Here is a 1,336-nt window from a genome sequence, read left to right as displayed (position 1 = left end):
ATCAGTAGTGTCCGGTTAACGCACAAATTCCCGAGCCAAGATTGAGTATTGGCGCGGGTTGTAGGATGATTTATTTTGGTGCCGATTTGAAATCTGTTTTCCCATATTTTGGTTCGCGTAACTTCCGGAGGTCGATCCCTCTGGAGGTGAACAATGAACTTGGGCAAGACGTTGTTCGCACAGCTCATGGAGTTCGTGCCATGGACCAGCTTTGCGCGGATCGTGGCGCGCTATGGCGGCGATTCCAGAGTGCGCAGCCTGGCTTGCACCGAACAATTCCGTGCCATGGCCTTCGCTCAACTGACTTACCGCGAGAGCCTGCGCGATATCGAAACCTGTCTGCTGGCCAATCAGACGAAGCTGTACGGCATGGGCTTTCGCACGCCGGTCAGGCGCTCGACGCTGGCCGATGCCAACGAGGGACGCGACTGGCGCATCTGGGCGGATTTGGCCGCCTTGCTCATCCGGCGTGCGCGCAAGCTGTGCTGCAACGACAGCTTCGGCATCGACCTTTCCAATACGGTCTACGCCCTGGATGCCACGACCATCGACCTGTGCCTGTCGCTGTTTCCATGGGCGCCGTTTCGTTCCACCAAGGCGGCAGTCAAGCTGCATACGCTGCTCGACTTGCGCGGCAACATCCCGGCTTTCATTCACATCTCGGACGGCAAGACCCACGAGGTCAACGTACTGGATATGCTGCCCATCGAAGCCGGCGCGTTCTACGTGATGGATCGGGGTTATCTGGATTTCGGTCGCCTGTTCGCGCTGCATCAGTCGGGGGCCTTCTTCGTGACCCGCGCCAAACGCGGCATGGATGCGCGCCGGGTGTATTCGATGCCGACCGATCGAAGCACCGGCATCATCTGCGATCAGCGCATCGCGCTGAACGGCTTCTACCCCGCACAGGCCTATCCCGAACTGCTGCGCCGCATCCGTTTCAAGGACCCGGAATCCGGCAAGACGCTGGTGTTCCTGACCAACAATACCGCCTTGCCTGCGTTGACCATCGCGGCTCTTTACAAGAGCCGCTGGCAAGTCGAGCTGTTCTTCAAGTGGATCAAGCAGCATCTGCGCATCAAGCGTTTCATCGGCAACAGCGAGAACGCAGTAAAGACGCAAATCTGGTGCGCCGTCGCGACTTACGTGCTGATTGCCATTGTTAAAAAGGAGCTTCAAATCGATGCCTCGCTCTACTCTTTGCTACAGATTCTTTCGGTGTCTGTTTTTGAGAAAACCCAGCTATCTCAAGCCTTCGCAAGCAGCGGGCAGCTCCCAGAACAGACCGGTTTTTATAACCAGCTGAATTTGTATGACTTTTAACCGGACACTACTG

Annotated in this window: 1 protein-coding gene; it reads left to right on the top strand. The window is 56.7% G+C overall.

Annotated features, from left to right (window positions below):
- Positions 1 to 153 precede the first annotated feature (153 nt).
- Positions 154 to 1,323: an IS4 family transposase gene (locus tag IV098_RS13465; RefSeq protein WP_296889931.1), complete on the top strand. Its 1,170-nt coding sequence runs from the start codon at positions 154 to 156 to the stop codon at positions 1,321 to 1,323.
- Positions 1,324 to 1,336: the final 13 nt, after the last annotated feature.

The sequence above is a fragment of the Thiobacillus sp. genome, from assembly GCF_018780105.1.
Classification (GTDB): Bacteria; Pseudomonadota; Gammaproteobacteria; order Burkholderiales; family Thiobacillaceae; genus Thiobacillus.
This window is presented reverse-complemented; position numbering and strand designations above follow the sequence as displayed.

Excerpts from the sequence above, each read along its gene's own strand:
- IV098_RS13465 (WP_296889931.1), top strand. The coding sequence starts at position 154 with ATGAACTTGGGCAAGACGTTGTTCGCACAGCTCATGGAGTTCGTGCCA.